Annotated in this window: 7 protein-coding genes; 2 read left to right on the top strand and 5 right to left on the bottom strand. The window is 74.2% G+C overall.

Features of this window, described 5'->3' with window-relative positions:
- Positions 1 to 6: 6 nt before the first annotated feature.
- Both BU204_RS30540 and BU204_RS30545 read right to left on the bottom strand, forming a co-directional pair.
- Positions 7 to 738 carry a hypothetical protein gene (locus BU204_RS30540; protein ID WP_075129249.1) on the bottom strand — a complete coding sequence of 244 codons (732 nt, stop codon included), beginning with the start codon at positions 736 to 738 and terminating at the stop codon, positions 7 to 9.
- Positions 738 to 1,262 carry a sigma-70 family RNA polymerase sigma factor gene (locus tag BU204_RS30545; RefSeq protein WP_075129250.1) on the bottom strand — a complete coding sequence of 175 codons (525 nt, stop codon included), beginning with the start codon at positions 1,260 to 1,262 and terminating at the stop codon, positions 738 to 740. Before BU204_RS30545 ends, BU204_RS30540 begins: the two co-directional genes overlap by 1 nt.
- A 310-nt stretch (positions 1,263 to 1,572) precedes the next feature.
- On the opposite strand from BU204_RS30545, the gene wrbA reads away from it, so the two are divergent.
- Positions 1,573 to 2,190: an NAD(P)H:quinone oxidoreductase gene (gene wrbA / locus BU204_RS30550; protein ID WP_075129251.1), complete on the top strand. Its 618-nt coding sequence runs from the start codon at positions 1,573 to 1,575 to the stop codon at positions 2,188 to 2,190.
- A gap of 24 nt (positions 2,191 to 2,214) precedes the next feature.
- Entirely contained in the window at positions 2,215 to 3,042 is an 828-nt protein-coding gene (locus tag BU204_RS30555) for an ion channel (protein ID WP_083661778.1), read from the top strand.
- Between the two features lie 14 nt (positions 3,043 to 3,056).
- Here BU204_RS30555 and BU204_RS30560 read toward each other — a convergent pair whose 3' ends face one another.
- The 3 genes from BU204_RS30560 to BU204_RS30570 all read right to left on the bottom strand — a co-directional run bounded on the left by BU204_RS30560 (position 3,057) and on the right by BU204_RS30570 (position 6,366).
- Positions 3,057 to 3,746: an alpha/beta fold hydrolase gene (locus BU204_RS30560; protein ID WP_075129252.1), complete on the bottom strand. Its 690-nt coding sequence runs from the start codon at positions 3,744 to 3,746 to the stop codon at positions 3,057 to 3,059.
- A 488-nt stretch (positions 3,747 to 4,234) separates the two neighbouring features.
- A complete protein-coding gene (locus tag BU204_RS30565; RefSeq protein WP_075129253.1) occupies positions 4,235 to 5,092 on the bottom strand; it encodes an alpha/beta fold hydrolase in 858 nt (285 codons plus the stop codon).
- Between the two features lie 98 nt (positions 5,093 to 5,190).
- Positions 5,191 to 6,366 carry a serine hydrolase domain-containing protein gene (locus BU204_RS30570; protein WP_075129254.1) on the bottom strand — a complete coding sequence of 392 codons (1,176 nt, stop codon included), beginning with the start codon at positions 6,364 to 6,366 and terminating at the stop codon, positions 5,191 to 5,193.
- Positions 6,367 to 6,520: the final 154 nt, after the last annotated feature.

Here is a 6,520-nt window from a genome sequence, read left to right on the forward strand (position 1 = left end):
CGGCGGTCAACCGGTCACGGTCGCGAGGACGTCGCCCCGCGCGTCGTGGGCGGTGAAGACGGCCCCGTCGACCGGCCCGTCCAGGTCGAACAGGAAGTGCTTGCCGGAAAGGCCGTCGAGCATGCTCGGGATTCTGGCCGGGGTGCCGGCGCCCCGCCGGGCGGTCATCGAGGCGACGTCGTCGCGGGCGAAGACGACGACCAGGCCCTCGAGCTCGGCCAGCAGGTCGGGTGGTGCCTCCAGTTGCGTGGCCATCTCCAGGGGCGAGCGGGGGGCGAGGACCGCCCGCTCCAGGTCGAGGCCGGCCATCGGCTCCCGCCACTGCGGCGGGTGCGGCCCCGGCTCGCCGAGCTCGTACAGCAGCCAGCCGACCTCGGCGTTCTCCAGGTACGCCAGGCCCAGCCGCAGCCCGGACTCGGGCTCCCGGCCCAGCGGAAGGGGCAGCGGGGGGGTGGCGAAGCCCGGCCACTCCGCGCGCCAGTCTTCGCGGGACTCGGTCGAGGTCGACGGCGCCTGGCCGGCGCGGACCGGGTCACCGCGGTCGAGGGCGACCGGCGCGACGACGCCGGCGAGGGCGACGGTCGCCGCCGCGGCGGCGGCCAGGGTGGGCAGCCGGTGACGTGACCGGCGGCTCGCCGCGAGCCGCCGGTCCAGGTCGCCCCGCGGGTCACGGCTCTCCGGCACGTCCTCGGCCATCGTGGTCAGCGCGGCACGCAGCCGGTCCTCGAGCTCGGGCATCAGCGTTCTCCCCGTTCGGGCCACGCGCGGCGCAGGTTGGCCAGGGCGTGGCTGGTGGTGGCCTTGACGGTGCCGACCGCGATGCCGAGGGTCTCGGCGATGGCGTTCTGGTCGAGGTCGAGCCAGTAGCGCAGGACGATCACCTGCCGCTGCCGCCTGGGCAGCGCGGCCAGGACCGCGCGCAGGCGCGGGTGGTCGTCGCCGGCCAGCACCGCCTCCTCGGCCGACACCTCGTGGATCGGGCGCGCCTCGGGCACCCGCCGGACCACCCGCAGGTGACGCAACCGGGTCCGGGACAGGTTGACCACGGTGCGGCGCAGGTAGCCCGCCGCCCGGTCGGGCGCCGCCAGGGTGTCCCAGCGTTCGTGCAGCCGCACGAACGACTCCTGCGCGATGTTCTCCGGATCGTCCGCGCCGAGCAGGTACGCCAGGCGCTTCATCGTCTCGAAGCTCGAGTCGAACAACGCGTCGAACTCAGCACCGGGCTCGATGCGGGCTGGTGTGTCCTCGGTCGCCGTGTCCACGCCTCCTACATGCCCGACCCGGCCGTGGGGATTAGGGCACGTCCGCACAGCCCTCGATCGCGGTCTTCGCGCCCAGCTCGCCGCTGGCCGCGTTGTCGGACAGACCGAGTACAACCCGGTACGAGGCCCGCCCTCCGCCTTGCCAGCGACGACCTGGATCACGAAGCCCATCGACCGGGACTGCGCGGACGCGCCCTAGCCCCGCCCGGCCGCGCGTGGCCGCCCGATGGGGTGACCGGGGGTTGGCGAGGCGCCACGGGGGTATTACCGACCGGAAGTTGACTGTTCAACCGAAGGAGGAGGGGACCCAGTGTCGGACCTGAAGACCTCGATCATCTACTACTCGGCGACCGGGAGCGTGTACGCGATGGCCCAGGCCGCGGAGAAGGCGGCCGAGCACGCCGGATCGGAGGTCCGCCTGCGCAAGGTGCGGGAGCTGGCCCCCGAGGAGGCGATCGCCAGCAACGAGGGGTGGGCCACCCACGCCCGGCAGACCCAGGACGTCCCCGAGGCCACGCTGGACGACCTCGACTGGGCCGACCTGCTGATCCTGGGCGCGCCGACCCGCTACGGCATGCCGGCCGCCCAGCTCAAGCAGTTCGTCGACACCACCGGACCGCTCTGGGGCGCCGGCAAGCTGGTGAACAAGGCCGCCACCGCGTTCACCTCCGCCGCCACCGCGCACGGGGGGCAGGAGACCACGATCACCGCCCTGAACAACACCTTCTACCACTGGGGCTGCGTCATCGTCCCGCCCGGCTACGCCGACCCCATCCAGTTCCAGGCCGGCAACCCCTACGGCGCCAGCCACACCTCCAACAACGGCCAGGTCCCGCCGGGCCAGCTCGAGCTGGACGCGGTCTCCTTCCAGACCCGACGTGCGGTCGAGATCGCCCGGGCGCTGAAGGTGGGGCTCGCCAGCTCCTGAGCCCGCCTCGGTTAACAATGGGGCATGTCGAGCGAGACGCCGCCCCGGCCCGGGACGGGAGCGGAGGAGGAGCCGAGGCTCGCCGCGTGGCGGCGGCGGACGGACTGGCCGCTGACCGCCCTGGCCGGGCTGTTCCTGGCCTGCTACGCGGTGCAGGTGCTCTACGTCAGCGCGTCCGAGGGCACCAGGGCCGCGCTGGAGGCCGTGATCTGGGTGACGTGGTCGCTGTTCGCCGTCGACTACGTCACCCGGTTCACGCTGGCCAGGCGCAAGCTCGCGTTCGTCCTGGGCCACCCGTTCGACCTCGCGATCGTGGTGTTGCCGATGCTGCGGCAGCTGCGTGTCCTGCGGATGGTGGCGGCGGTCACGCTGCTCAACCGCCTGCTGATCCACAGCCTGCGGCAGCGGGTGGCGCTCTACGCGAGCGGGGCGACCCTCCTGTTGGGACTCAGCGCCTCGCTCGCCGTGCTCGACGCCGAGCGGTACGCCCCCGACGCCACGATCACCGACTTCCCCAACGCCCTCTGGTGGACCCTGACCACGATCACCACCGTGGGCTACGGCGACCGGTACCCGGTCACGTCCGAGGGCAGGCTGGTCGCGGCCACGCTCATGATCGGCGGCATCGCCCTGCTCGGCGTCGTCACGGGGTTGGTCGCCTCGTGGTTCGTGCGCACCCTGTCCGGCGCCGAGGAGACCGCCGAGGCCCGCACGGTCGCCGCCGTGGCCGAACTGCGCGCCGAGCTGGCCGGGTTGCGCCAGCAGTTGGCCGACCTGACCCCCGAGCAGCGCGCGGCCCTCGGCACCGGCACGACCGGCGACGGCCGCGAGGACCGCGCGTCGAGTCCGTAACGGACCGGTCGGCGTCAGTCGACGCGTTCCACCTCCGGGTGGGTCGGCACCGGGCGTGACCGTCCTTTCAGGTGCGTGTCGAAGAGGAACCGGAGCACCTGCCGCTGGGCGTGCACCACGTCCCGCCCCACCGCGCCGAGCAGGCCGGTCTGGTCGTAGCCCAGCTGGGGAAGGAACCACTGCACGTCGGTGAAGGTGTAGTGGCGGCCTCTGGGCACGGCGAGGTCGAGGTGCCACCCGGTGGACGCGTTCCAGAACGCCGCCCAGCCCGGATCGCTGCGGTGGGTGCGCACCGCGCCGAACAGCGGCGGCTGCTGGGGATGGGACGCGGCACCCATCAGCAGGAACGGCCGGTCCACCCCCCGTTCGGGATAATTCTGGCCGAACTCGAAGAAGCCGTCCAGGTTCGCGCCGGCGCGCACCCGGCTGTCGGCACGCATGACGCGGGTCGCGATCACCCCGCCCGCCGAGTGGCCGAACACCCCGATCCGGCCGAGGTCCACGGGCTCGTCCCGCAGCCGGTCCAGGACGAAGTGGACGTCCGCCTCCCGGGTGTCCATGAACAGGCGCTTCGCCGCCTCGAGGTCGGGTGGATCGCTCGGGATCCCCGCCTCGACGAGCCGGCCGCCGGGGAACTCGACGGGCGTCTCGTAGGTGTGGTCGATGGTGACGACCGCGTAGCCGTGGCTCGCGAGGTCCTCCACCAGGGCCGTGCCCAGCGCGCGGCTGTTGCCGGCGCCCGGCGGTACACGACCAGGGGGTGAACGCCGAGCGGCGGCGCACCCCGCCGCGCGGTCACGGTCGGAGCCGCCCAGCGGATCTCGTTGGCCGGCAGTCCGAACACACCGTCCGATGTGTACTTCTCGGCCACCAGCGGGTCCAGGTACGGCGCGCGGGGGCGAGCCGAGCGGTGCGCCGGGTACCAGATGCTGATCATCAGCTCGCGGTCGGCCGCCGGATGCCAGGGGTCGGGACGCCCGTGGTCGACGAGGTGTCGGCGACGCACCCCGACCGGGTAGGGACCGGAGGGCGCGGGGAGCGTGAACGTGGCCGCGGCGGACGCCGAGGCCACCGCCGGCGCGGCGAGGAGCAGGCCGGCGGCGGCCGTCCCGGTGAGGAAACAGCGGCGTGAGGTGGTCATGGCGCCTGAGCCTGCCCGGCCGCCGCGGCCGGCACATCCGCCCGCGGCCGGTCAGACCCCGGTATGACCGACGGTCTCCCGGAGCCAGTCGAGTGCGGCCGGAGCGTGGTCGAGCACCGAGATGTGCCCGTCGTCGCGGTACAGCCGCAGTCGCGCCGTGGAGCACCGCCGCGCCAGCCAGCGGCTGTGCGAGGCCGGCACCATGCGGTCCCGCTCACCGTGCAGCAGCAGGACCGGCGGGGTGAGCCGGGCGGCGTCGAACCCCCACGGCCCGACGTTGGCCAGGTCGTCGTCGACCGCCCCGGCGCCGCCCGCCGCCACGGCCGGGCCGACGACCTCGTCGAACCAGGCCCAGGGCCCGGCGAGGGCGCTGTAGTCGGCGGCGGTGAACGACTCCGGGTCGAACTCCGCCCCCGTCTCGTACTCCTCCTTGGCCGCCCGTCCCGCCGCCGCGGCACGCAGCGAGGCCTCGCCGCCCGCGGCCATGCCGGCGAACCAGTCCAACCCCTCGGCGGCGTAGGGGGCCAGCCCGGCCACGGCGACCGCGGCGACCACCCGCTCGGGCAGCAGCGCCGCGCAGGCCAGGGCGTGCGGACCACCACTGGAATGACCCATGACAGCGAACCTGTCGACACCCAGGGCGTCGGCGACGGCGCTGACGTCGGCCGCCACCGACGCCATCGTCCGCCCCGGTCGGGGAGTGGAGCCGCCGTAGCCGGGACGGTCGAGGGACAGCCAGCGGATGCCGAGCCGGGCCGCGTCGGCGAAGAGGGGCTCCGGCGGCGTACCGATGTTGGGCGTGCCGTGGTGCCAGAAGACCACGAGCGCGTCGGCCTCCCCCGGCGGGCCGGTGTCGTAGGCGTGCAGGGTCCGCCCGTCGGCGAGGACCAGGTCGACTTCGCTCACCACCCGGCCGACCCTATCTCGCGCCCGGCCCCCGGGTGAGCGGTCGGCGCCCCGGCTGAGCCGCCCTGGGCGTGGACAGGTACGTGCCCCGAGCCGAACGCTCACCGCGCAAGGCGACCAACCGGGACAAACCCCGGGGAGGCGGAACACCAGACGTCGCGCATCCACTCCGGGGTCGTGGGTCCGTCCAACCCCACCTGGGTGAACAGGATCGCGACGGTGCCGGTCGCGGGAACGATGTGCGCGGCGGTACCGGTCCCGCCGACCCAGCCGTACCGTCCCGGCACGTGCCAGGGCTCGGTGCGCACGATGTCGACCGAGCCACCCATCCCCCAGCCCTGGCCCTCGAGGAACAGCTCGCCGAGCTCGCGCCGGGCGGGGGTGGTGTGGTCGCTGGTGATCAGCCGCACCGCCTCGGGCGAGAGCAGCCGGCGGCCGTCGGCGGTCTCGCCCCCGGCTAGCAGCATCCGCCCGAACGCCAGCCAGTCGTCGGCGGTTCCGGTCAGTCCGGCCGAGCCCAGCGGGAACGCCGGCGGCGTGCTCCACTGCCCGTCCGGGCCGTCGGCGAGCGTGAGCCGACCGGTGGAGTCCACCCGGTAGTGGCTGGTGAACCGCTGGCGCTTGGCCGCGGGGACGTCGAACGCCGAGTCGACCATGCCCAGCGGGGCGAACACCCGCTCGGCGAGGAAGTCCGGCAGCGGTCGACCGGTCGCCCGCTCGACCAGCACCCCCTGCAGCGTCGAGCACGTGTCGTAGAGCCAGAACTCGCCGGGTTGGCTGAGCAGGGGAACCCGGGCGAGCTCGGCCAGCCACACGTCGGCCGGGGGGAAGCTCGCCGGCTCGCGGCCGTCCTTCTGCACCGTGGCCAGCAGCCGCACGGCGGGCAGGGTGAAGTCCGAGGGGAACCCGTAGCCCGCGCACGAGGTGAGCAGGTCGAACACGGTGATCGCCCGCGCCGCGGGGACCACGTCCTCGACCGGGCTCGCCGGGGTGCGCACGACGACCGGCTCGGCCAGCTCCGGCAGCCACCGCGCCACCGGGTCGTGGAGGCCCACCCGGCCCTCGTCGACCAGCAGCATGACCGCCGCGGCGGTCACGGGTTTGGTGAGCGAGGCGATGCGGAAGATCGAGTCCCGGGCCATCGGCGCGGACCGCTCGAGGTCCATCCAGCCCACGGCGGCCGCCTCGACCCGGTCGCCGTGGGCGACCAGGCCCACCGCGCCCGGCAGGGAACCGTTGTCGACCCAGGTCTGCAGCACTCCACGCAGGTCCGCCATCGTGTCTCCTCCTCGTCGTGCGTCGACGAGGTAGACCTCGCGCGGGTCCGGAACTCATCGGGGGTGGGCCGCGGCGGCGGGCCACCCCCGATGCGTGTCCCGGTCAGAGGTCCATGCCGCCGGTGGGGTCGCCACCGGCCGGAGCGGCGGCGGC

It is taken from the genome of Actinophytocola xanthii (assembly GCF_001921205.1).
GTDB lineage: Bacteria > Actinomycetota > Actinomycetes > Mycobacteriales > Pseudonocardiaceae > Actinophytocola > Actinophytocola xanthii.